This is a genomic window from Sorangium sp. So ce204 (genome assembly GCF_051526795.1).
GTDB classification, from domain to species: domain Bacteria; phylum Myxococcota_A; class Polyangia; order Polyangiales; family Polyangiaceae; genus Sorangium; species Sorangium cellulosum_B.
Map to the genome: position 1 here is coordinate 11,365,662 of NZ_CP150317.1, position 23,451 is coordinate 11,389,112.

Sequence of the window (23,451 nt, forward strand, 5' to 3'; positions counted from 1 at the left end):
GATTACAGCGCGCCGCCCTCTCCTCGCCTCGCCGGCCGCCTCTCCCTCGCTGTCGCGCGCACGTCTCGACGCAGCAGCATTCAGACGCCTCAGCACGCCAGACGTCCTTGACAGCCACTCTCGATAAGCGACCATCCTCCGGTACCTCTCAACCAGGAGGGAGCTCATGCCCCCGACACGCACCGTGAAGAACACGCCCGGATCCACGTCTCCCAAGGCCAGGTCGTCCAGCAGGGCACCGACCACGAAGTCGAAGCGCCTGGCCGCAAAGCCCCACGATCCGACCAGCGAGGAGGCGCTCCTCGCGCTGGACTCGGCCTACGCCTCTGCCCCCGACATGCCTGCGAGCGTCGCGGAGCGCGAGCTCACCTCCCTGGCACGCCTCGCGCACGCGCAGCAATCACGCATGTCGAGGATCGGTATCACCTCCGACAAGGTGGATCTCCTCGCGCGCTTCGCGCGGCGCCTCGGCGCCCTCGAGAAGGGGTGGCAGAGGGCGCGCGGCGCCGTGACGCTCACGTCCGCGCAGCGCAAGCTCCGCGACGAGGCCGAGGCGCTCGACGCGAAGCTCGTGGCCGGCGGCCGCTGGGGCTGCCGCAACGACGACGCCGCCCAGGCGGAGCTCTCGCGCATCGCCGACGGCTCCGGCCTTTCGGACACCATCCAGGACCTGCGCGATCTCGTCGACTTCTGGTCCGATCACGAGGGCGCGCTCGGCGTGACCGATATCACGACGAAGGATCTCGCGCGGGCCACGGCGCTCGCCGACGCGCTCGAAGACGCCGCCGCCAACGAGGCATCGGACGCGAGCGCCGCACACGCGCTGGATCTGCGCAACCGGTGCTTCTGGGCCGCCGACGAGCTCGCCAAGGAGATCCGTGAGGGCGGCCGGTACGCGTTTCGCGATCAACCCAAGATCGCAGCCAGGTTCGTGTCGCGCCATCGGACGACCCTGAGCCGGCGCTCCCGTCTGAAGGCCAAGAAGGCGAAAGTAGAAACCGCCGCGGAGCGGACGGCGCCGATCGCAGAGCAGGCAGCGCCGATCTGAGGGCACTCCCGCGCCCGCCCCGATCGCTCCCGCACCCGTCCCGATCGCTCCCGCGCCCATCCCGATCGCTCCCGCGCCCATCCCGATCGCTCCCGCGCCCATCCCGATCGCTCCCGCACCGGCCCCGATCGCTCCCGCGCCCGATCCAAACGAAGCGATGTTGATGCCCCACGGTGGCGTGCGGAGTCCGTCTTCTTCCTCTGCTTCCTCTCCCCCCTCACCGGCTCTCTCTCGCCCATCCGCTCCACGCGTCGAGCCCGCACGGGTGCCGCTTCGCCCCTGACGTTCGTCTCCCTCGCGTCCCTCGCGCGCGTTCCGCGCCGCATTCCCTGCGCCGAGGCGAGCCTTGCGCTGCAGCGCCCCCTGCGCTTTGATGCCCGCCCTTCCCCATCCGAGGTGGAACGAACCATGGCGACCCTTGGCGACCTTCGCGAGCGCATCGACAGCATCGACGACCGGATCCTCGATCTCCTCGCCGAGCGGGCCGAGGTGGCCGTCGAGGTCGCGCACGCGAAGCGCGCGGCGAACGCCACGCAGTTTCACGACCCGGAGCGGGAGCGGCGCGTGCTCACCCGCCTGCAGGCGAAGGGCGCGGGCCGCTTCCCGGGCGACGCCATCCGGGTCGTCTTCCGGGAGGTGATGAGCGCCTGCCTGTCGCTGGAGGAGCCCATGAAGGTGGCCTTTCCGGGGACGGAGGGCGCCTTCGCGGAGGTCGCGGCGCGGCACCTGTTCGGGCTGGCCGCGCGCTACCGCGAGACGGGCACCATCGAGGGCGTCTTCGACGCCGTGCGCGCGGGCGAGGCGGCCTGCGGCGTCGTCCCCGTCGAGAGCTCGACCGACGGCTCGGTGACCCTGACGGCGGACGCCCTGATCGAGAGCGACCTCCAGATCCGGCAGGAGCTCGTGCTCGACGTCGCCTATTGCCTGTTCAGCAAGGCGGAGGGGCTGAGCGGCGTCGCGCGCGTCCACGCGCACCCGCACGCGCTCTCGCAGTGCCGCCTCTGGCTCGCGAAGCACCTCCCCGGCGCGCAGATCGTCCAGACCGTCTCCGCGGCCGCGGCGGCGCACGAGGCCCTCGGCGACCCCGCCGCGGCGGCGATCGGCAGCCGCGGGGCGGGCGAGCTCTACGGGCTTCCGCTCCTGCGGGAGCGCATCCACGACCGCGCCGAGAACGCGACCCGCTTCATCGTCATCGCCCCGGCCGACGCGCCCGCCACGGGCGCGGACAAGACCTCGATCGTCTTCTCCGTGCAGGAGGAGCCCGGCGCGCTCCGCCGGGTCCTCGCCATCTTCGACGACGCGGGCATCAACCTGACCCGGATCGAGTCGAGGCCCAGCCGGCAGAAGCACTGGGACTACGTCTTTCTCGTCGATCTGGAAGGCCACCGGAGCGATCCGCGCGTCGCCGACGCGATCGAGCGGCTCCGCGCGCGCTGCGAGATGGTCAAGGTGCTCGGGAGCTACCCGCGGTCGACCGGCGCGCGCTGAGGCGCGGGCGCGGCCATCCCGCCGAGCCGCGACGGGGGATGGTGCCCCGCGGCGAAGGGTGATAATTTTCCGCGCCCGTGCCGGCCGCGTCGCTCGCGCTCGCCCTCCGCGCTGCCCGAACGGCCGCGAGCGCGGTCGCCGGCACCCTGCTGGCCGCCGTCTCCCTGCCCGCCGCAGCGGCCGAGCCGCCCGCCGCCGGCGAGCCGGTGCTCGTCCTCGCCGCCTTCCCGGGCGCCGGCGGCATCGACAAACGCGCCCTCGACCTCGTCGTCGCCCATATCCGCCCCGTCGGCGTCCGCGTTCAGATCGTCCGCCCCGGCACGCCGAGACCCGTGCTGCAGACGCTCCTCCCCGAGGCCAACGCGCTCGCCGACGCGTGGGACGCGCGGGGAGTGCTCTGGATCGACGCCGGCGCGAGCGACGAGCTCGCCCTGTACGTGGTCGAGCGCGACGGCGAGCAGATCTACGGCCGCCGCATCCCGGTCTTGCCCGGGCAGACCGCCACCGCCCTCGAGTCGCTCGCCAACATCGCCGGCGCGGTCGCCGAGGAGCTCCGCGAGGGCCACGTCGCCGGCCTGGCCGAGGTGAAGGTCGCCCCGGCCGCGCCGGCTCCAGCGGCTCCGCCCGAGCCCGACGGTGCCCCCGGGCTCGCCGCGTCCCCCGCATCCCCCGCGGCGCCCGCGGCCACCGCGCCCGCGGACGCCGCGCTGGACCTGCAGCCGCCCGCGGGCCCGCCGTCGCCATCCACGGGCGCCCGCCGCGAAGCGAGCCCGCTGCCCACGTTCGCCGTCCTCGCCGGCTACGCCGGCGCGAGCTTCAGCAGCGCCGCGCCCTGGCAGAGCGCCGCCGCGCTCCGCGCCTCCTGGGCGCCGGTGGACTACGCCGTCCTCGGCCTGGGGTACGAGCTGATCCCCTCGACCTCCCTCGGCAACGAGCAGTCCACGTTCGAGCTCTTGCGCCACCCGGTGATCACGACCGGCCAGGTCCGCGTCAGGCTCCCCCTGGGCCTCGACCTGCAGCTCGGCGCGCGCGCCACCGTCGATATCGTCGAGCGCGTCCCCGAGGAAGGCACGACCCAGCAGGCGCTCGAGCAGCCACCCCCGTTCCCGCCACCTCCCGGTCATTTCCCGCCAGCGCCGCCCCCGTGGCGGTGGCCGAGGATGTTTCCGCAGCAGCTGCCGCCGCCCGAGGCCCGCACCGACGTGCTCGTGAGCGTCGCGCCTGTCGCGGAGCTCGGGGTCCCGCTCACCGGGTGGCTCCGCCTCAAGACGACGCTGGGTGTGGACGTGCTCCTGACGGAGCCTGACGCCACCGTACACCCGGCCCTCGCGCTTTCAGCCAATCCGGTGCGGATCCTCGCCGGCGTCGGGCTCGAGCTCGGCCTCGACATGTCGGCCCCGCCGGCCCCCGCGGGCATGGTCAGGAAATGACCACCCGCGCCGCATGACCCAACACGAAAGGAAAATTGACCCGCTTCGGGCCGTGCGTCGCACCAGGACGATGCGATGGACGCTGAGCACGCGCGAGCTCTCTCCAGGAGCCTCGGCCCCCTGCCCGAGCCGCTCCTGGCCAGCGCCATGACGCGCCCCGTCCCCGCACCGCCGCCTGCCCCGTCGACCGCCGTGTCCTCGCCGTCTGAGCTCGAACGGATGCGCCACGCCGGCGCGGGTGACCCGGAGGCCCAGGCCTGGCTCATGACGCACGTGATCTCGCGGGTCCGCCGGATCGCGCGGACGTTCCTCCGCAGCGCGGCCGACGCCGACGACGCCGCGCAGCTCGCCCTGCTCGCGATCCTCGAGAGCGCGTCGAGCTACCGCGGCGACGCCGCCGTCGAGGCCTGGGCCAGGCGCGTCGCCGTCCGGACGATCCTCCGGTACGCAAGGCAGCAGCGCAGGGAAGGCGCGCCCGTGGCCCCGGAGAGCGCGATCGACGAGGAGATCGCCCAGGCGCCGCACCAACCCCCGTTCGAGGCCCTCCCGCGCGAGGCGCGCGCGTACCTCGACGAGCTGCCGGAGGCGCAGCGCCATGTGATCCTCCTGCACCACGCGCTCGATTACTCCATCGAGGAGATCGCCGGAATGACCGAGGTCAGCGCCGATACGGTGAAGAGCCGGCTGCGCCTCGGGATCGGCGCGCTCCGCAAGCAGGTGCGACAGGACCTCGCCGTCGGCCGGAAGAGAGCATCATGACAGGGACGCAGAAGTCCGAGATCGATCTGGATCTCCTGCCCGCGATCCTCGCCGCGGAGGCGCGCGGCGAGCCGATCCGCCCCGAGGACGCGGAGCTCCTCCGCCGCGCCGAGCAGGACGACCCCGAGCTCCGCGGCGAGGCGCCGCTCTGGGCCGCCATCGGCAGGCTCGGCGACGCGCGCGGCGACGGCCGCGAGCTCAGCGACGCCGCCATGCTGCAGCAGGTGCTCGCGCGCGCCCGCCTCGGGCCCGGGGGCGCCCGCGTCGAGCCCCACGCCGCTCGCCTCGACCCGAGGGGCGCCCGCCTCGGGCCCGGGGGCGCCCGCGTCGAGCCCCACGCCGCTCGCCTCGACCCGAGGGGCGCCCGCGTCGAGGCCGCGCCCGAGAGCACGGCGCGGCTGCGCGCGGCGCCTCGGCCGATGCTGCGGCGCGGGATCGCCGGGTCGCTCGCGGGCGTCGCCGTCGCGGCGACGCTCCTGGCCGCGCTCGCGGCGGAGCTGTTCGACGGGCCCGCGCAGGCGCCCCCGCCAACGCCGAGCGAGACGCTCGATCCGAGCGGCGCGCGGCGCACGGTCCTGAGCCTCCCCACGCTCTCGGTGCCGGAAGCGCCTCCGCCAGGCGCCGGCGCGCCCACCGGCAAGCCCTCGCCAGGCGCCGGTGAGCCCTCGCCAGGCGCCGGCGCGCCCTCGTCAGGCGCCGACGCGCCCAGCGGCGAACCGCCACCCGGCGCGAGCGCGCCCGCCGCCGAGCCGTCGCCCGGCGCCGGCGCGCCCACCGGCGAGCCCGCGACCGCCAGCGCCGCCAGCGCCCGGGATCGCGCGCAGCAGCCGCCCAGGCCGCGCGCGGAGGAGCCCGCGACGGGCCCGCAAGCGCTGCTCCTGCGCGCGCAGACCCAGCTCGGCCAGGGGAAGAGCGCCGAGGCGAACGCCTCCTACCGCGCCCTGCTCGCGCAGTACCCGGCGAGCCCCGAGGCGCGGGCGGCCCTGGTGTCGCTCGGGCAGATCGCGCTCCACCAGGGCAAGGCGGCGGAGGCGCTCGGCTACTTCGATCGCTACCTCGCCGGCGCCGGCGGCCCCCTCGCCGCGGAGGCCCGGGTCGGCCGGGTGCAGAGCCTGCGCCGGCTCGGGCGGGCGGCCGACGAGCGCGCGGCCATCGCCGACTTCCTCGCGCGTCACGGCGAGAGCGTCCACGCGCCGCGGCTGCGCGCGCGCCTGTCCGAGCTCGGCGGCGGCTGAGCGCAGGGGCCTGACGCCGGATCGCCGGCGTCCGCGCGGTGGGGCTTCTTCAAAAAAGATTGACCCCTGATCCCGCCGCGTCGCCACCTGGCCATCGAGATGTCGCAAAACCTTTGCCGAATTGAAAAATTCTCTTCACGAGGCGGATGGCGCGCCGGCGTCCTTGGCGGGGTCGTGGCCCTCGCGGCGCTCGCCTGCTCGAGCTCCGGGGGTGGTACCAACGACCCGTCGGGCTCGGGGGGCTCGGCCGGCGGCCCCGGCGGCCCCGGCGGCTCCGGCGGCTCCACCGGGTCGGGCGAACCGACCGGCGACCCCATGAAGCTCGTCGGCGCCTTCCAGGTGCGCTCGTTGCCGGCCGCCGAGCCGGGGACGGGCAGCACGTCGGTGATCGGGAAGATCTACGACGGCCCCACGCCCTCGCAGCTCGTCTGGGAGGTGCAGGCCGAGGAGGATGGCTGTCAGCTCCTCACGCCGCGCGTCCCGTTCTGCAACGAGCCCTGCGGGGGCAGCGCCGTCTGCGTGGAGGACGACACGTGCCAGCCCTACCCGGCCGCGCACAGCGCCGGCAACGTGACGGTGACCGGCTTGAACCTCGAGTCGGGCGAGGCGTCCCTCGTCATGAGCCCCACGGCGAACAACTACCAGCCTCCCGCCGGCGTGAAGCTCCTCTACCCGCCCGTCGACGAGGGCGATGTGCTCCGCTTCGAGGCGAGCGGCGATTTCTTCAGCGCCTTCACGGTGGAGACCAAGGGCGTGAGCCCCCTCGAGCTCCTGAGCGAGACGATAGAGCTCAAGCCCGAAGAGCCCCTGCACATCGAGTGGACCCCGCCGGGGCAGGCCGACATCGCCAGGCTCCACGTAAAGCTCGACATCAGCCATCACGGGGGAACGAAGGGGATGATCGAGTGCAACGTCGACGACACCGGCTCGCTCGATGTCCCGGCATCACTCGTCAAGCAGCTCCTCGACCTCGGCGTCGCGGGCTTCCCGACGATCATCGTCACGCGCAGGTCCGTGGGCTCCACGACGATCCCGGCCGGCCGGGTCGATCTGGTCGTCTCGTCCCAGATCGAGCGGGCGGTGGTGATCGCGGGGCTCACGTCGTGCAACGACGACTCGCAGTGCCCCGAGGGCCAGACCTGCCAGAGCGATCTCACCTGCAAGTGAGCCTCGCCGATCCGCGGCGCGGCCGACCGTCTAGCTTAACAAGGAAAAGGACACAGAGACCATGACACGCACTTATCGCCCCTTGCTGCTGCCCCTCGCCCTCGCGCTGCTCTCCCCTGTGGTCGGCGTCGGCTGCTCCGGTTCGGACTCGGATGTGGGCGCCTCGGGCGACAGCTCGACAAGCACCTCGTCCAGCTCCGGCGGCAACACCTCCTCGTCCAGCTCCGGCGGCAACAGCACCTCCTCGTCGTCCAGCGGCAACACCTCCTCGTCCAGCTCCGGCGGCAACAGCACCTCCTCGTCGTCCAGCGGCAACACCTCCTCGTCCAGCTCCGGCGACCCCACCACCTCGTCCAGCTCCGGCGGGACGACCGAGAAATTCAGCTTCTTCGTGACCAGCCTCGTCGCCCTGCAGGAACTATCGGGCTCCCAGGACGGCTTCGGCGGCGATCTCCGCTTCGGAGAGACGGGCCCCGGCGCCGGGCTCCGCGGCGCGGACAAGATCTGCGCGACCATCGCCGAGAAGAGCATGCCCGGCGCGGGGAGCAAGCAGTGGCGCGCCTTCCTGAGCGCCGTCGCAGGGGAGGACGGCAAGCAGGTCGACGCGATCGATCGGATCGGCGAGGGTCCCTGGTACGACCGGCTCGGCCGGCTGCTCGCCAACAACAAAGAGGAGCTGCTCAACGACCGCCCCTCCGCGGCCGACCCTGCGATCATCGACGATTTTCCGAACGAGGACGGCGTCCCCAACCACCAGCCCGATCCGAGCCAGCCCGAGGTGGACAACCACGACATGCTGACGGGGACGAACGACAAGGGACAGCTCTACAGCGCGACCGCGACCTGCAAGGACTGGACGGCCAAGTCGGGCGACACGAGCGAGGGGCGGCCGCGCGTCGGTCACTCGTGGCCCAGGAACTTCGGTGGCGGGGGCTCCACCTGGCCCGGCGGCAGCAGCGGGGCCGGCGGCCCCGGCGGCCCCGGCGGCAGCACCGGCGCCGGCCCCGGCGGCAACATCAACATGGCCAACTGGATGTCGTCGCTCGACGAGGCCGGGTGCGCGCCGGGCATCAACCTCCTGGAGCAGGGGGGGCCGCTGCCCGGCACGGTCACCGTCGGGTCCGGCGGCGGTTACGGCGGGTTCTACTGCTTCGCGCTGACGCCCTGAAGCCCTGATACCTTGACGCCTTGACGCGGGATCACCGGCGCGCGCCGCTGCTCGGTCAGCATCCTTATCTCAGGAGGAATCATGTACAAAGGCACTCGCATCACGTCGATCGTCGCGCTCGCCTTGCTCGCCTCGGCGCTCCCGGGCGCGTGCGGCGGCGGCGGCACGGACGACCCCGGCGTGACCGAAGAGGTCTGCGAACGCACGGACGCCGGTGAAACCACGGAGTTCTTGAAGCGCGTCGGGTGCGCCGCGGACTTCGAGGCGCTCGCCTCGGTGCCCATCGACGCCAGCCTGCCCGGCGCGCGGTCGGTCAAGGTCGTGCTGGATCAAGCCGATCAGAACGCGCTGTATTTCCAGAACAGCGTTCTCTACCTGATCCACTACGACTTCGTGTCATCGCACCTCTCGGGCGACGCGCTGCCCATCGTCCCGCCCCTCGCCGAGTTCAACGCGACCGAGTACTTCACGCCGGATCGCCGCTTCGTCCTCGGCGCGGTGACGCACTACGAGGGCCCCGGCGTGTGGGCCGTCGAGCTCTCCCCCTACGACACCGCGTCCGCGGACATGATCGCCACCCTGTTCAGGGCGGTCAAGGCGGCCTCCTTCTTCGGGTCGAAGCTCGCCTTCCACCCGACGTCGGAGGCCGTCGCGGCCGAGGCGAAGAAGCTCCCCGCCGACATCCCCGTGGTCAGCACCGGCGATCTCTACGCCGGGATCGACTACCAGCCGCTCTCGCTGGGCACGGCGGTGGGCCGGCTCCACTTCGCGAAGGCGGCGGATCTCGCCACGGAGTACCTGTCCCACCAGGACATCGTCGTCCTCGACGAGGCGCCCAACGACATCTCGGTCGTCCAGGGGATCATCACCGAGGAGTTCCAGACGCCGCTCTCGCACGTCAACGTGCTGTCCCAGAACCGGCGCACCCCCAACATGGGGCTGCGCAACGCCATGAACCACCCCGACCTGCTCGCGCTGAAGGACAAGCTCGTCGAGCTCACCGCGGGGCCGACGTCCTGGAGCGTCCGCGAGGTCACCGAGGCGGAGGCCGAGGCGTTCTGGGAGGCGCACAAACCCACGCCCGTCACGCTCCCCGAGATGGATCTGACGGTCACCGATCTGCGCGACCTCGAGGAGGTGACCCCCGATCCGCCGGAGGGCGAGACGCTCCGGGACGCGATCAAGAAGGCCGTGCTCGCCTTCGGCGGCAAGTCGGCCCACTACTCCATCCTGGCCAGGATCCCCGAGGTCCCCATCCAGAAGGCCTTCTCGATCCCGATGTACTACTATGACCAGTTCATGAAGCAGAACGGGTTCTACGAGCAGATCGACGCGATGCTCGCCGACCCGAAGTTCACCACCGACGCCGCGGCCCGCGACAAGCAGCTGAAGGCGCTCCGCGACGCCATGAAGACCGCGCCCGTCGACGCGGAGCTCCAGGAGCTCCTCAGGGCGAAGATCGAGGCGGAGTACGCCGGGCACCCGATGCGCTTCCGCACCAGCACGAACAGCGAGGATCTCGACGGGTTCCCGTGCGCCGGCTGCTACGACTCGAACACCGGCGATCCGACGGACTGGGAGGACGTCCTCGACGCCATCCGCAAGACGTACGCGAGCGCCTGGAAGCTCCGCACCTTCGACGAGCGCACCTATTACGGCATCGACCACCGGACCATCGGGATGGCCTTGCTCGTGCACCACAACTTCCCGGACGAGGAGGCGAACGGCGTGGCCATCACCAACAACCCGTTCGACACGGCCGGGGTCCAGCCCGCGTTCTACGTCAACGTGCAGTTCGGCGGTGACGTGGAGGTGGTCGCCCCGCCCGCGGGCGTGACGAACGACGCGTTCCTCTACTTCTTCAACCAGCCGAACCAGCCGGTCACCTACCTGACGCACTCGAGCCTCATGCCGGAGGGCCAGACCGTCCTCTCGACGGCGCAGGTCCACCAGCTCGGCGTGGCGCTCGACGCCATCCACGAGCGGTTCTCCCCCGCGTACGGGCCGGCGAGCGGCAACGACGGCTGGTACGCGATGGACGTGGAGTTCAAGTTCGACGACGACGCGAACCCCGACGAGCCGCCGACGCTCTACATCAAGCAAGCGCGCCCCTACCCTGGCCGCGGCGCCGCCTCCGGGGCGCCGTGACGCGGACGCGCGAGGATGGCGTGGATGGCGTGGATGGCGTGGATGGCGTGGATGGCGTGGATGGCGTGGATGGCGTGGATGGCGTGGATGGCGTGGCTCGCGTAGATGACGTAGATGGCGTGGATGGCGCCGGGCGCGCGCCGCGCCCGGCGATCGCCCCGGGAAAGAGCGGCTCGCCGTGATAGACTGGCTCGGATGGGTCACCCAGGGGAGCGCCACGGACTTCCGCAGGGCGGTCGTGGCGCTCCTGCTGGCGTTCGGGCTCGGCCAGGCGGTCGCGCTCGTCTACATGGCCACGTTTCGCGGGCTCTCCTACTCCCGCTCGTCCGTGCACAGCATGGCGATGGGCAGCGTCATCACCTGCATGCTGATGCTCTCCGTGGGCAGCAGCATCGCCGCCGGCATCGGCGTCGCCGTGGGCCTGAGCGCGATCCGGTTCCGCACGACCATGCGCGATCCGCGCGACGTCATGTTCATCTTCGCCGCCCTCGGCGTCGGCATCGCCTGCGGGCTCCAGGCGATCGGCGCGGCCCTCGGCGGGACGGCGATCTTCGCCGCCGGGACCTTGGTCCTCCATTTCACCGGCTGGGGCTCGCGGCGACAGCCGGATGGCCTGCTCCGCTTCACCGCGCCCGCCGTGCCCGAGGTGGAGGACGCGCTCGCGAGGGTGCTCCGCGCGCACTGCCGGACCTTCTCGCTGGTGACGCTCAGGGAGGCTGCGCAGGGGACCGTCATGGAGCATGCTTACCAGCTCACCATCCTCGCGCCCGAGCTCCGCTCGGCGCTCGTCGCGAAGCTCCAGGCGATCCCGGGCGTGCAGGATGTCTCTCTCATGCTTCAGGAGCCGACGCTGGATCTCTAGCGGCCGAGGTCCATCGCGGAGGATGCCTGTCGTTCACGCCCTCGTGGGCGCTCTCGCTTCGTTGACGCAGCCGCCGCCGTCATCACCGCGCAAGGATCATCGATGTACAGCTACCAGCGACTCCGCGCGGCGCTCCAGGACGCCGCCCCCGCGATCACCTTCGTGCTCACGCTCGGCGCCGCCCTGTGGCTCCACGTGGGCAGCGGCCCGCACGGGCGGGTCTTCGGCTACGCGGAGGCGCTGCCCGAGGTGCTCTCGCCGGTCGAGACCGCCCGGGTGGCCTCCATCGACGTGACCGTCGGCGAGGAGGTCGAGGCCGGGCAGATCATCGCGACGCTGGACACGTCGGTGATCGACGCCGAGATCGCCGTCGCCAAAGCGGAGAAGACCCAGGTCGAGGCCGATCTGAACATGGAGCTCGCCCTCCTCGAGCAGGAGCTCGACACGAACCGCGAGACGGTCGAGCGCCACCTCGCGGTGCACCGCGAGGAGCAGCGCCGGGCGGTCGCCGAGGCGAAGGTGCTGGACAGCGAGATCTCGCGGATGAAGCAGCTCATCGAGGACCGGCAGGCGGTGCTCGACGACCTGACGAAGCTCGACCTGCAGCACGCGACGGTCACGGCGATCGCCAGCGAGAAGCCGCGGACGCTGAGCGTCCTCACGGAGCAGCTCAAGGCGACGGAGCGGCGGCGGAACGGCCTCCGGGACCGGACGTCGGGGCTGGCGGCGAAGCTCGACGCCGACGTGCGCGTCGCGACCGAGAACATCGCGATGCTCGAGCAGCGGCGCGCGAGCTACGTGCTGCGCGCCGCGAACGCGGGGCGGGTCATCTCCATCGACAGGCAGCCCGGCGACGTGGTCCCGGCCGGGATGCCCCTGGTGCAGCTCCTGAGCGCGCGCACGGGCGCGCGCGCGGTCGCCTGCGTCCCCGAGCGCTTCGCCCTCGGCGTCAGCGACGGGGACGCCGCCGAGCTCTACGTTCGGGGCCAGCTCGGCGACCCGATCCCGGGCACGGTCATCTCGGTGGGCCCGCTCGTCTCCCAGCTCCCCCCGCGCTGCTGGCTCACGCCGGAGCTGCCGGCGTGGGGCCGCGTCGTCACCATCTCGCTGGACGCGCCGATGGCGCTCGTCCCCGGCCAGGCCTTCGACATCACGTTCGACGCGCGCCGCGGCGCGGCCCCCGCCCAGCCGCCACCGCCGAAGCCCACCACGACCGCGCCGAAGGCCGGCGCCGCGCCGAAGGCCGGGGCGGTCGCGTCGCAGTCCCCCATGAAGGTGCCCCCGACCCTGGCGAGCCGGACGCGCTTCGAGCCGTCCGGCGTCCTCGCGCGCCCCGGCGAGTCCCGGTACCTCGTCGTCAGCGACGACACGGGCCACGAGCAGAACAACGAGGGCGCGCCGTGGCTCTTCGCGATGTCCCCGGGCGGCGCCGTCGCCGCGGATCCGGTGCTGGTGAGCGGCGTCGACGAGCTGAGCGACATCGAGGGGATCGCGGCCGGCGACGCGGGCGAGATCTACCTCCTGTCGTCGCAGAGCTACAGCAAGAAGGGGAAGCGCAAGTCGGAGCGGACCGCGCTGCTGCGCCTCCGCCAGGACGGCCAGGGCTTCCGCGTCGACGGCGGGATCCACCTGGCCGAGGTCCTCGACGCGGACCCCGCGCGCGCGGCGGCGCTCGGCCTCCCCGACGGGACGCGGGCGCTCGACATCGAGGGCCTCGCCTTCCGGCAGGGCGCCCTGTACCTCGGGCTGAAGGCGCCGCTCGACGCGCAGGGCAACGCGATGATCTGGCGGGTCGGCTCCCCGAGCGCGCTGTTCGGCGAGGGGGCCGCGGCGGTCGAGGCCGCGAGCGCGAAGAAGAAGCACCGGCTCGCGGCCGAGGCGGCGCGCTTCGACGCGGCCCGCGTCTCGCTGTGGGCCCGCGCGCGCGTCGACGTGGAGGTCGCCGGGAAGCCCACGCCGGGCGGCATCTCGGAGCTCGTGTTCATGCCGGACGGCGCGCTCGCCATGACGTCCACGCCCTCGACGGCGGACGGCGACGCCGGCGCGCTGTGGCGGGTGGATCGCCCCGAGGGTGGCGTCCTCTCGCCGCGCCTCGTCCAGCGGTTCCCTGGGCTCAAGCCCGAGGGGATCTCGCCGTCGCTCACGCCGGGCTCGCTGACGATCGTGTTCGACGCCGGCAGCGCCGCGCCCTCGTTCGAGGAGCTCTCGTGGGGCCCGTGAGCCAGCGCTGCCGCCGCGCGGCGATCCCCGTCATGGTGCTCTGCGCGGCCCTCTCGGGCTGCTCTTCCTCGCCGAGGCCGGCGGCGTCCGACCGCGCGATCGCCCTCTACCGCGAGGGCCGCGCGCCCGCCGGCGCGCCGGCGCTCCGCCGCGCGGGCCCGGGCGCGTCCAGCGCGGGGCCGCTCGCGATGACCGTGGAGGACGCCGTCGCCTGGGCGAGGGACCACAGCGCCGAGCTCGCGGCGCAGAACGCGCGCGCCGAGGCGGCCGCGGCGCAGGTCGACGCGGAGGACCACCTCGAGAACCCGGAGCTCCGCATCACGAACATCGAGCTCCAGCGCATCCGCGAGCGCGAGCCGCGCGTGAGCACCGCGCTCCGCTTCCCGGTGGCCCGCCCGGGCGAGGTCGACGCGAACGTCGCGGAGGCGCGCGTGGACGAGGCCAAGGCGCTCGCCGACGCGCGCGAGATCGAGGTCGCCCTCGAGGCCGACATCCGGTTGCTGTTCGACGAGGTGCTGCTCTTCGACGCCGAGATCGCGGCCGCCGACGCGGTGGCCGAGGCGCGCCGGTCGCTCGCCACCTGGATGAAGGGGCAGCTCGCGGCCGCGCGGACGACGGCGGTCGACGAGGCGATGACGGAGCTCACCGCCGTCGACGCGGAGCAGGACGGCGTGGATCTGCGCGCGCAGCGGAGCGCGGCGCTCGCGGCGCTCCTCTCGCGCATGGGGCTCGATCCTGCCGTGCCCGTGCGCCTCATCGGCGCGCCGAAGAGCGCGTGGCCTCCCCCGGAGCTCCCCACGGAGGAGGAGGCCGTCGAGCTCGCGCTCAAGCGCCGCCCCGAGATCGAGCTCGCGGCCGCGCAGGGCGACGCGGCGGACGCGGCGCTCCAGGCCGAGCGCGCCGCGCGGTGGCCGTGGCTCTCCTTCGTCGAGGTCGGCTACGACTTCCGGCGAGAGAACGAGCTCGGCCTCGGGTGGACGTTCGGGCTCGCCATCGAGCTGCCGGTGTTCGACACGCACCGCCCGGCCGTCGCCGCGGCGGACGCGGCGCGCAAGGCGGAGCAGCGCTCGCTCGGCGCCGCGGTCGAGCTCGTGACGCGCGAGGTGCGGACGAGCCTGGCCGAGGCCCAGGCCACCCGGACCCTCGTGACCGAGCTACGGCGCCGGATGACCCCTGCCGCCGAGCGCGCGGGCGTCGAGGCGCAGCGGGCGATCGAGGGCCGCAACGTCGACGTGGGGCGGGCGCTCGAGATCGACGAGCGCCGCGTGCGCCTGGAGCTCCGGCTGCTGCGCTTCGTGCGCCGCTACTGGACCGCGGTCGGCGAGCTCCGGCACGCGGTCGGCGGCCGGCTCCCCGCCGAGGCGGGCGCTCATCGCCGGAAGGCGGAGGGGACGGAGAGGAGGAGAGATGCTCAGCAGTAAGCCGCGAACGATGAGATCCCTTCATGCCTCCGCGGCCCTCGCGCTCGTCGCGGCGAGCCAGGGCGGCTGTGTGCCCCTCGACCCGGGCAGCGACGTTGTCTTCGATCGGACGGCGCTGCACGAGATCGCGATCACCATCGACGAGGCCCACCTGGGGAAGCTCCGCACGGACCTCGACAACCGCGTCCCGTGCACCATCGTCTACGACGGCGACGTCGTCAGCGGCGCTGGCATCCGGCAGAAGGGCAACTCGGCCGTGGATCTGTCCGATAAGCCGAGCTTCAGCATCAAGTTCGACGAGTTCGATGAAGAGGTGAACCTGCACGGGCTCAAGAAGCTCCTGCTCAACAACTCCAGGCAGGACCCGAGCTTCCTTCGCGAGCAGATCGGCGAGGTCCTGCACGACCGCGCCGGCGTGCCCGCGGCGCGCACCGCGCACGCGGTGGTGAGCGTCAACGGCGTGGACGCGGGGATCTACGTCGTCACCGAGGCCATCGACAAGCGGTTCCTGCGGCTGCACTTCGGCGAGGTGAACGACGAGGGCGTGCTCTACGAGGGTCCGTGCTGCGGCGACTTCGCCGAGGACATCGACGCCGTGGAGCTCGACCGCGGCGATGACGGCGGCGGGGCAGAGCTCCGGTCGCTCGCCGCCGCCATCCAGGACGCGCCGGACGAGCAGCTCGCCGCGGAGGTGAGCAAGCGCTTCGACCTGAATCGCTTCCTCACGAGCTACGCCCTCGAGACGCTGCTCGGCCACTGGGACGGCTACGCCTACCGGGCGAACAACTACTATCTGTACGAGAACCCGGCCGACGGGCGCTTCGTGTTCATCGCCCACGGGATGGACCGCATCCTGGACGACCCGCATTTCGACACCGAGACGGAGCCCGTCGCCGTGCTCCCGCGCCGGATCCGGGAGATCCCGGCGCTCGACGAGCGGTATCGCGCCGAGCTCGCCCGTATCGTGAGCGCGGCGTGGGACGAGGGCGCCGTGCTCGCGGCCATCGATCGGGCGGAGCAGGTGCTCGGCAAGGCCGCCGCCGGCGACGCGACTCGGGGCGACCTGAGCGAGTTCAAGGCGAACGTGGGCGCCCTGCGCAGCGATCTGAAGCTGCGCCGCACGCTGGTCGATCCCGCGATCGTCTGCGGCGACGGCGACGTCGCGGGGCTCGAGACGTGCGATGACGGCAACACGGCGGCTGGCGACGGGTGCAGCGCGAGGTGCCGCGTCGAGCCTTGATGGGAGCCGGGCTCGGCCCTCAGCGCTGCAACCGCGCTGAACCAGCGCCTCGGAGCGGCCTCCGAGCGCGACAGCGCTCAAACACTGCCGCTCACCTTCGCGGTGCGGGTGCTGCCGTCGACCGATGACTCGATCGTATACAGCGCTCCATGGAAGGAGATGCTCCCATCCTCGCTCAGGCTCCCGCCGCGCAGCACGTTGGCGGCGCTCTCGTAGAGGAGAAAGGGCGCGAGGCCGACGGGCAGCTCGCTCGCGAGCGTCCAGGTGCCCTCCGCGCCGCCAGAGGCGATCACGAGGTACTGCTGAGCGCCGGACGCGTTGACGAGCACGCCGAGCGTCGAGCCGCTCCGGTCGCGGGACGTCGCGCGGAAGTTGAGGTGGGCGGCGGTGGCGAGCAAGGCGGCGGAGGTGACGGGCTTCTGGGAGGTAGACATGGCTGTGTTTGCACGACTCGGTTGCTGGCTCGGCGACAAGTTCACGGTCCCGTGTCATGCCGGAGACGGCTGCTGCCCTCGCTCCCGGCCGCCACGGTCCAGCCTCTCACGCGATCGAGCTCTTTGGCTGCCAGAAGAGCCCATGGTACTTCCGGGGAGATCCCGAGCGGTCCAGCCGCTGGAACGTCTCTCCCAGCTTGAGGTTCCGCTGGCGGTCGCGATCGAACGGACCGTGCGGGCCGTCCGCCGGCTCGTACATGGCCTCGCTCCTCCCGTGCACCTGGAAGCGCCAGCAGAGCCTCTGTTCCACGCCATCCACGACCCGCGATAAACACGCTTTCATGGCGACCACTCTCCTTGCGCTCAGCCGCACGGACGCGGAAGGCACGCCGGGCGCGCGCTTCCGCATGTGCATGCAGGAGCTGCCTCGAGCGGCTCTTTACGGCCTTGCCTGTCGCTCGAGCCCAGCGGGTCCAGGCGGCATCGCTGTCGACTTCGCTGCGCGAGCGTCCAACTTCGCTGCGCAACCGTCATCATGTACCAGAGAATGCGCCGCGGCACCACGATAATACAGAGGCCGATCTCATCGATGCGGGGCTTTTTCACGATCCTGCGCTGGTGGCCGCACGAGCTCACGATGGCGCCGCGCCAGGCGAGAGGGCCCCATGCTCCAGTGGCCCTCTCGCCTGGCGCGGCGCTCGCGCGCACCGGCGCGCGGCTCGGGCGTCTCGAAGACAAAATAAACGCGGCGGGCCTTCATGACCCGCCGCGATGTTCCGACGCGACGAAGGAGCGATCAGTAACGACCGCGACCGCCGCCGCCGCCTGCCTGACGCTCCTGCGCCTCGTTCACCTTGAGCGAGCGCCCATCGAGCATCGCGCCGTTGAGCTGCGAGATGGCGTTGTTCGCCGCCTGGGCCGAGCCCATCGTGACGAACGCAAACCCGCGCGGCTGGCCGGTCTCGCGATCGGTCGGCATCGAGACCTCACGGACCTCGCCGCTGCCAGCGAACGCGGCCTCGAGGGACTCGCGGGTGGTGCTGTACGAGAGATTGCCGACGTAGAGACGATTACCCATGACACGTTGCTTTCACGGCTTGCAGCTGCGCTCGTGAGCGCTCTTCGCCTGCCATTCGATGAAGCCGTCGCGGATCGAACGGGGACGTGCCGCGCGGCGAACCCGCGCAGGCACACGGTGCGTCGTCCAGTCATCCGCGCGAGCAACGATCTCCCTCGCGTGGAGGAGAGAACGCATCGTGTCGAGAGCCAGTGACGTCGTGAAGGGCCCAAGCTACTCCCTCGGGGCACCAACAGCAAGGAGTGTCTCGGCGATCTTTTCTCTTTCTTTCCGCCCGCAGCGGCAACCAGCGCGCGGTCACGTATCACGTATCACGTATCACGTGATGCGCGCGGGATGCGTCCGGGGGCGCTCAACAGCGTCTGCCGGCGGGCGTGCTGGATGCGCGCCCCACGGCACCGTCAGCGGCCTCTCACGCGATCAGGGAGCCGCCGCCGACCGGGCGCTCACGTCGGCGGATGACCGCGCGGTCCCATCGCCGGGCGCGGAGCCGCCGCCGGGGTGAGGCTCCGCCGCCCCCGTGCTATGGGGCCCGCCATGCCGAACCCAGCCGGCGACATCGACGTGGAGGCGCTGAACGACCGCCTCGCGCGGGAGCACCCGATCGACGACTACTACGACCGCGCCCCGCTGCCGATCCGGCTCATCGAGCGCGAGCGGCTCGCCATCATCCGCGGCATGCTGGGCGACTGCGCCGGCCTCGACCTCGCGGAGGTCGGCTCGGGCGGCGGGCACGTGCTCCGGATGTTCCCGCGGGCCCGCATCACGGCGATCGATGTCTCCGACGTCTTCCTCGACACCGCCCGCAAGAACCTCGCGGGCTACGACGCCCGCTTCCTCAAGGGCGAGGTCGACAAGCTCGACCTCCCCGCCGCGAGCTTCGATCGCATCGTCTGCACCGAGGTCCTCGAGCACACCGTGGACCCCGCCGCCGTCCTCGCGGCCATCGCGCGCCTCTTGCGCCCCGGCGGCGTGGCCGCGATCACCGTGCCGAACGACCCGCTCATCGGGCGGCTGAAGGACATCGTCCGCCGCACGCCCGTCGGCTACCTCCTGCGGGATCGCGTCCAGTGGGGCGGCGACGCCTACCATCTGCACCGGTGGACTCCCGACGAGTTCGGCCGCCTCCTCGACCGCCATTTCCGCGTGACCGAGCGCCGCGCGGCGCCGCACGGCGCGCTGCCGATCCGCGCGTGCTTCCGCTGCGTCCCCCGGTGAGCGCTCCCGCGCGCGCGGAGCGCGCGGTGCGCGCGGGCCGCCCAGCGCGCCCCTCGCCCTGCTGCGGTGTCTCCTTCAAGGCAAGATAGGCGAACACTCCATGTCCGAACCCCGAACCGAGCTTGCGCCGGAGACGCCGATCGAGCTCTCCGTCCTCGTGCCCTGCCTCAACGAGGAGCTGAACATCCCCGAGCTCACCGACCGCATCCTCGGCGTCTTCCGCGAAGGGGCGCTCGCGGGCGAGCTCATCCTCGTCGACGACGGCTCGACCGACGGCACCGCCACGACGATCCGCGCGCTCATGGCCGCGCACCCGGGGCTCGTCGTGGGGTGCTTCCACCCGCAGAACCGCGGCATCACGGCGGCGTGGCGCACCGGCGCCGCCGCCGCGCGCGGCAAGCTCGTCGCCACCATCGACGCCGATCTCCAGTACCAGCCCGAGGACCTGCTGCGCCTCCGGCGCGAGCTCTACGAGCACAGCGTCGATGTCGTCCAGGGCTGGCGGAGCGCCGTCGGGCGCCGCAGGGACCGCCGGTACCACCTGAGCCGCGGGCTCAACCACCTCTTGAACACCACCTTCGGCATGTCGCTCCACGACAACAAGAGCGGCTTCGTGATGTGCGCACGGGAGGTGTTCCAGGATCTCTTGACGTACAAGGGCAGCTATTTTTACTGGCAGTCCTTCATCCTGGTGGCCGCCCACGCCAAGGGCTACTCGTACAAGGAGGTCGAGACGCTCTTCGAGCAGCGGCGGCAGGGCGTCTCCTTCCTCGATCAGGCCGCGGCGCGCGCCGTGGTCAAATCGTTCTACGACCTCGGCAAGGCCGCGTGGGAGTACCGCGTGGACCGGATCCCGCCGGACGTGGCGACTCAGTACCTCCGCCGCAACCCGGTGGTCGACCGCTCGCCGGACCGCGACCCGCTCTCCACGGCGAAGTGGCGCGCGTACCTGGCCGCGTTCAACCACACCCACTGGATGATCACGCGCGACGTCGAGCACTACTACGAGACGCTGCGCAGGACGCAGTGGCTCACGCCGTCGCAGACCCGCGAGCTCCAGGACGAGAAGCTCAGGCGGCTGCTCCGCCACTGCTACCGCAACGTGCCCTACTACCGCGCTCGCATGCAGGAGCTCAAGCTCCGGCCCGAGGACATCCGCGGCCAGCAGGACCTCCACAAGCTGCCGTTCCTCACCAAGGCGGATATCCGGCGCCACCTGTACTTCGACATCATGTCGGAGAACCACGACAAGTCGCAGGTCCTCAAGATCACGACGAGCGGCTCCACCGGCGAGCCCTTCGTCTGCTACGCGGACCGGGCTCAGCTCGAGTTCCGCTGGGCGGCGACGCTCCGGGCGCAGGAGTGGACGGGCTACCGCTTCGGCGACCCCACGGTGCGCCTCTGGCACCAGACGATCGGCATGACGAAGTGGCAGGCCGCCCGCGAGCGCGCGGACGCCGTCCTCTCGAACCGGACGTTCATCCCGATCTTCGAGCTGTCCGACGACAACCTGGGCGAGATGATCGCGAGGATCGCCGGCGCGCGGCCGGTGCTCATGGACGGCTACGCCGAGGCGCTCGATTTCCTGGCCCATTACGTCAAGAGCACCGGAAAGGTCGCGGCCCGGCCGCGCGCGATCATGTCGAGCGCGCAGACGCTGCCGCTGCCGAGCCGCCGGCTCATCGAGGAGGCGTTCGGCTGCAAGGTCTTCGACAAGTACGGCAGCCGCGAGTTCTCGGGCATCGCGTACGAGTGCGACGCGCACGACGGCCACCACGTGGTGGCCGAGGGGTACATCGTCGAGGTCCTGCGCGACGGGCGCCCCGCCGAGCCGGGGGAGATCGGAGAGGTCGTGATCACCGATCTCAACAACTTCTGCATGCCGTTCGTCCGCTACCGCATCGGCGATCTCGCCGAGGCGATGTCCCCGTCCGCGCCGTGCCCCTGCGGCCGCGGGGCGCCGCGCGTCGGCCGCATCGAGGGGCGCGTCCAGTCCATCATTCGCGGGACGGACGGGCGGTATCTGCCCGGCACGTTCTTCGCGCATTACCTCAAGGAGTTCGATTACGCGATCAAGCGCTTCCAGGTGGTGCAGGAGGAGCGCGACGCCATCACCTTCCGCGTGGTCAAGGGCGGGCGGTTCTCGCAGCAGGTCCTGGACGAGGTGCTCGCGACGTTCCGCCGTCACCTCGGCGAGCGGATGCGCATCGACGTCGAGTTCGCCGACGACATCGCGCTCGTCCGCACGGGCAAGCACCTCGCGAGCGTCTCGCGCCTCAACGTCGATTTCCAGCGCGCCGCGCCGGCGGAGATCCTCTCGTCCGGCCTGAGCGGCCCGGGCGCCTGACCGGGGGCTCTCGATGACAGCGACGAGCCGCCGCGTGGTGACGGTCTCCCGGCCCGGCGTGAGCTACGGGGGCAGCGCGCCCTATGGCCCGCCGAGCCCTGTCTACGAGGCCGTCGAGGCGCTCTTCCGCCGGCTCGGCCTCGACGCGGCCCGCGCCGGCACGCCCGCGTGGAACCCGCTCGGCGACCTGATCGCGCCGGGGGACCGCGTCGTCGTCAAGCCGAACCTCGTCTCCTCGAAGAACCTCCACCAGAAGATCACGGGCGAGCGGCTCGCCGCCTCCAGCACGCACGGCTCGCTGCTCCGGCCCGTGCTCGACTACGCGCTCCGCGCCGCCGGCCCGCGCGGCAGCGTGCGCGTCGTCGACTCCCCGGTCGAGGGCTGCGAGATCGAGAAGGTCGCCGGCCCGCTCGGCATCTTCGACGTCATCGAGCACCTCAGGGCCCAGGGGCATGACGTCGATTTCATCGACCTGCGGTATTTCCGGATCGCGCCGGTGTTCGCGCTCGACGACGTGCGCCGCTTCGGCCGCTCCTGGAACCTCGGCCTGCTCCTCCGCCGCCGCCTGCCCGGCGATCCGCGGGGCTACCGGGTCGTCGATCTTGGATCGAGCAGCTTCTTCGCCGGCGCGGGCGCCCCGCGCGGCGCCGCGCTCCGCTTCCACCGCAGCCATTACGCGACGCCGGTGCCGCACCACGCGGGGCAACGGCACGAGTACAGCATCCCCCAGACGCTCCTCGACGCGGATGTCGTCATCAACCTCCCCAAGCTGAAGACGCACAAGAAGACGGGTATCACGCTCTCGCTGAAGAGCGTGATCGGCCTGACGAACGAGAAGTACTGGCTCCCGCACTTCACCGAGGGTGATCCATCGGTCGGCGGCGACGAGTTCGATCGGCCTCAAGGTCTCGGAGACGCGGTGGAGAACAAGCTCAGCCGGCTCCCGCTCCCCGGCGATCACTCGCTCGTCGCGCGCGCGCCGCGGCTCGGGGCGCCGCCGAAGGTCATCGATGGCAGCTGGGAGGGGAACAACACGCTCTGGCGGACCATTTTGGATCTCAACCGCATCCTGTTCTTCGCGGACCGCGGCGGCGCGCTGCGCGGGGAGCCGCAGCGGCGGTACCTGACGATCGTGGACGGCATCGTCGCGGGCGAGGGCGAAGGGCCGCTCGGGGCGACGCCCGTGCGCGCGGGGCTCCTGGTCGGCGGGTTCGATCCGGGCCTCGTCGACGCGATCGCCTCGCGGGTGATGGGCTTCGATCCGGCGCGGATACCGCTCGTGCGGGAGTCGCTGGGCGGGGTATTGCTCCCTGGCAGTCACCTCGACGAGGTCGAGCACATCGTCGACGGGCCCGCGCCGACCCACCGGTTCAAGCCGCCGCGGAGCTGGCCGTCGCTGCTGCCGGGCGTGGCCGGCGCGGCGGCGTGACGGGGCCGCGCGTCACGGTCGCTCCGCCGCGGGCGCGAGCGTCCGGTGAATCGCGTCGATCGCGAACGTGACGTAGGCCTGGCCCTCGGACCGATCGAACCCCTGGTTCGAGAGGTGCTGGTGGAACGGCCGGAAGTGCAGCGCGCCGAGGAAGAGATCGGCCGCGTGCTCCGGGCGGACCGGGCGCAGGAGGCCGCGGTCGATCGCTCGCGAGAACCACGCGACCACCTCGCGCCGCGCGCGGACCGGCGGCAGGTCCTCGCGCCGCTCGGCCATGCACTCGACGTGCATGCCGGCCGAGCGGAGCACCGCGAGGCACGGCACGATGCGCTCGAGGTAGGCGGAGAGCTCCTCTGCGAGCTCGAGGAGCTGGATCCGCGCGTCACGGTCGTCCGGGCCCGCCCGCGCGCGCGCCATCCACGGCGGCTCGAACGGCGGCAGCAGCGCGGCGCGCAGGAGCTGCTCCTTGGTGCCGAAGCGTTGGAACAGCACCCCGTGCGAGACGCCGAGCCGCTCCGCGATGAGCGTCGTCGAGACGCCCGCGCCGTGCTCCAGAAAGCACGCGCGCGCCTCGTCGAGGATCTGCGCGTCGGTGATGTTACGCGGCCTTGCCATTTATAAGTATCATGATACTTACTTCGTGACGTCACAATGACTTTCAGGTGACGGTCGAGCGGACGCTGGCGGCTCGAGCGAGGCGCTGCGCGCTGCCCGAAGCGCGGGCGAGCGCCGGGGAGCGCGGGGCGCGGCGGAAGCAGC

The 23,451-nt window shown here is 72.1% G+C and carries 21 protein-coding genes; 16 read left to right on the plus strand and 5 right to left on the minus strand.

All coding sequences use genetic code 11. From position 1 onward, the window contains the following. Positions 1-166: 166 nt before the first annotated feature. The 6 genes from WMF22_RS42790 (at position 167) to WMF22_RS42815 (ending at position 7,127) form a co-directional block, all read left to right on the plus strand. The gene (locus WMF22_RS42790; protein WP_438033474.1) at positions 167-1,048 is read left to right on the plus strand and encodes a hypothetical protein; all 882 of its coding nucleotides are present in this window, start codon (positions 167-169) and stop codon (positions 1,046-1,048) included. A 408-nt stretch (positions 1,049-1,456) separates the two neighbouring features. Continuing rightward, positions 1,457-2,536, plus strand: a complete 1,080-nt coding sequence (gene pheA, locus WMF22_RS42795) for a prephenate dehydratase (RefSeq protein WP_437295690.1) — start codon at positions 1,457-1,459, stop codon at positions 2,534-2,536. 77 nt (positions 2,537-2,613) lie between these two features. Continuing rightward, a complete protein-coding gene (locus tag WMF22_RS42800; RefSeq protein ID WP_438033475.1) occupies positions 2,614-3,966 on the plus strand; it encodes a hypothetical protein in 1,353 nt (450 codons plus the stop codon). Positions 3,967-4,041: 75 nt separating this feature from the next. Continuing rightward, positions 4,042-4,725, plus strand: coding sequence for an RNA polymerase sigma factor (locus tag WMF22_RS42805; RefSeq protein ID WP_438033476.1), 684 nt, complete (start codon positions 4,042-4,044; stop codon positions 4,723-4,725). After that, on the plus strand, positions 4,722-5,960 hold the full coding sequence (locus tag WMF22_RS42810; RefSeq protein WP_438033477.1) for a tetratricopeptide repeat protein: 1,239 nt from the start codon (positions 4,722-4,724) through the stop codon (positions 5,958-5,960). The genes WMF22_RS42805 and WMF22_RS42810 overlap by 4 nt, the downstream gene beginning before the upstream one ends. Positions 5,961-6,134: 174 nt before the next feature. After that, positions 6,135-7,127, plus strand: coding sequence for a hypothetical protein (locus tag WMF22_RS42815; RefSeq protein ID WP_438033478.1), 993 nt, complete (start codon positions 6,135-6,137; stop codon positions 7,125-7,127). A 72-nt stretch (positions 7,128-7,199) separates the two neighbouring features. Here the strand turns inward: WMF22_RS42815 and WMF22_RS42820 are convergent, their stop codons facing one another. Beyond that, positions 7,200-7,472 (minus strand): hypothetical protein, encoded by a 273-nt coding sequence (locus tag WMF22_RS42820; protein WP_438033479.1) that lies wholly within the window; start codon positions 7,470-7,472, stop codon positions 7,200-7,202. Positions 7,473-7,518: 46 nt separating this feature from the next. On the opposite strand from WMF22_RS42820, the gene WMF22_RS42825 reads away from it, so the two are divergent. From WMF22_RS42825 to WMF22_RS42855, 7 genes are all read left to right on the plus strand, one after another. Then, the gene (locus WMF22_RS42825) at positions 7,519-8,295 is read left to right on the plus strand and encodes a hypothetical protein (RefSeq protein ID WP_438033480.1); all 777 of its coding nucleotides are present in this window, start codon (positions 7,519-7,521) and stop codon (positions 8,293-8,295) included. Positions 8,296-8,376: 81 nt separating this feature from the next. Next, positions 8,377-10,443: a PEP/pyruvate-binding domain-containing protein gene (locus WMF22_RS42830; protein ID WP_437295696.1), complete on the plus strand. Its 2,067-nt coding sequence runs from the start codon at positions 8,377-8,379 to the stop codon at positions 10,441-10,443. 20 nt (positions 10,444-10,463) lie between these two features. Then, the gene (locus tag WMF22_RS42835; RefSeq protein ID WP_438033481.1) at positions 10,464-10,625 is read left to right on the plus strand and encodes a hypothetical protein; all 162 of its coding nucleotides are present in this window, start codon (positions 10,464-10,466) and stop codon (positions 10,623-10,625) included. Then, positions 10,622-11,305 carry a DUF4956 domain-containing protein gene (locus tag WMF22_RS42840; protein WP_437295697.1) on the plus strand — a complete coding sequence of 228 codons (684 nt, stop codon included), beginning with the start codon at positions 10,622-10,624 and terminating at the stop codon, positions 11,303-11,305. The genes WMF22_RS42835 and WMF22_RS42840 overlap by 4 nt, the downstream gene beginning before the upstream one ends. A gap of 102 nt (positions 11,306-11,407) precedes the next feature. Further along, a complete protein-coding gene (locus WMF22_RS42845; RefSeq protein WP_437295698.1) occupies positions 11,408-13,525 on the plus strand; it encodes a DUF3616 domain-containing protein in 2,118 nt (705 codons plus the stop codon). Then, positions 13,522-14,946, plus strand: a complete 1,425-nt coding sequence (locus WMF22_RS42850; protein WP_438033482.1) for a TolC family protein — start codon at positions 13,522-13,524, stop codon at positions 14,944-14,946. The genes WMF22_RS42845 and WMF22_RS42850 overlap by 4 nt, the downstream gene beginning before the upstream one ends. 10 nt (positions 14,947-14,956) lie before the next feature. After that, a complete protein-coding gene (locus WMF22_RS42855; RefSeq protein ID WP_438033483.1) occupies positions 14,957-16,186 on the plus strand; it encodes a CotH kinase family protein in 1,230 nt (409 codons plus the stop codon). 77 nt (positions 16,187-16,263) lie between these two features. On the opposite strand, the gene WMF22_RS42860 is transcribed toward WMF22_RS42855, so the two are convergent. The 3 genes from WMF22_RS42860 to WMF22_RS42870 form a co-directional block, all read right to left on the minus strand. Next, positions 16,264-16,620 (minus strand): hypothetical protein, encoded by a 357-nt coding sequence (locus tag WMF22_RS42860; RefSeq protein ID WP_437295701.1) that lies wholly within the window; start codon positions 16,618-16,620, stop codon positions 16,264-16,266. Positions 16,621-16,726: 106 nt separating this feature from the next. Next, positions 16,727-16,963 (minus strand): hypothetical protein, encoded by a 237-nt coding sequence (locus WMF22_RS42865; RefSeq protein WP_437295702.1) that lies wholly within the window; start codon positions 16,961-16,963, stop codon positions 16,727-16,729. Between the two features lie 453 nt (positions 16,964-17,416). Beyond that, a complete protein-coding gene (locus WMF22_RS42870) occupies positions 17,417-17,698 on the minus strand; it encodes an RNA recognition motif domain-containing protein (RefSeq protein WP_438033484.1) in 282 nt (93 codons plus the stop codon). Between the two features lie 537 nt (positions 17,699-18,235). Here WMF22_RS42870 and WMF22_RS42875 point away from each other — a divergent pair. From WMF22_RS42875 to WMF22_RS42885, 3 genes are all read left to right on the plus strand, one after another. Beyond that, a complete protein-coding gene (locus tag WMF22_RS42875; protein ID WP_438033485.1) occupies positions 18,236-18,916 on the plus strand; it encodes a methyltransferase domain-containing protein in 681 nt (226 codons plus the stop codon). Between the two features lie 100 nt (positions 18,917-19,016). Beyond that, entirely contained in the window at positions 19,017-21,263 is a 2,247-nt protein-coding gene (locus tag WMF22_RS42880) for a glycosyltransferase (protein ID WP_438033486.1), read from the plus strand. 34 nt (positions 21,264-21,297) lie between these two features. Then, a complete protein-coding gene (locus WMF22_RS42885; protein WP_438033487.1) occupies positions 21,298-22,692 on the plus strand; it encodes a DUF362 domain-containing protein in 1,395 nt (464 codons plus the stop codon). A 12-nt stretch (positions 22,693-22,704) separates the two neighbouring features. Here WMF22_RS42885 and WMF22_RS42890 read toward each other — a convergent pair whose 3' ends face one another. After that, a complete protein-coding gene (locus WMF22_RS42890) occupies positions 22,705-23,307 on the minus strand; it encodes a TetR/AcrR family transcriptional regulator (protein WP_437295707.1) in 603 nt (200 codons plus the stop codon). Positions 23,308-23,451 lie beyond the last annotated feature (144 nt).